Raw genomic sequence first — 773 nt, 5'->3', positions numbered from 1 at the left:
TTTAGATTTTAGATAAACTGCCTCAGTGGCGATAGTGCTATGCACCGCTACGAGTTTCATGTCGCGCAGCGAAACACCTAATATTATTTCTCCATGAAGTTGCACTTAATAAAAGATATAGCAGTCGCCATTACTAGCGCGGAGATTCTCGCTCTTCTCAAATATACTCACAACAAGAATATAGGGGCGAATGGTCATTCGCCCCTACTGACTTCTAACTTCAACAACATTCAGCTGTCAGTAAAATTCAAGTCTGGGTAAGAATTATTAAGTGCATTGTTACAGCCAAACAGTATTACTCTCCTAATATTTAGATAGTTTAAATATAATTTATCAAGCCAAAAAATCCTACAAGCCAATTCTTCTATCTCATGTCAATTATATTTCAACAATTATAGCGGTTTTCACAAAGGTAGACTACAGTAAAAATTCTATATATACCTAAAGTTTAATAAATTGCAGAAATAGTTGTATTCTATAGTTAATAAAAACCTCTATAATAATTAATAATTACCTCTGAAGAGGATTAGCTAAAATCAATTATCGGTAGCAAGTTATTGAAAAATACCTATCAAAGTCTCATTTATATAGTGATTCTCTAAAGAATGAGAAATAGTACATTTCTCTTCTATTCCCTCTTTTTATCCCTATTATCTCTTCTATTCCCTCTTTTCCCTGTTGCCAAAAATCAAAAACTTGTGTATCTCACCCAGATTTAAAATAGTACATTTCTCTTCTATTCCCTCTTTTTATCCCTATTATCTCTTCTATTC

The sequence above is a fragment of the Dapis brunnea BLCC-M229 genome (genome assembly GCF_050015995.1).
GTDB lineage: Bacteria > Cyanobacteriota > Cyanobacteriia > Cyanobacteriales > Microcoleaceae > Trichodesmium.
This window is presented reverse-complemented; position numbering follows the sequence as displayed.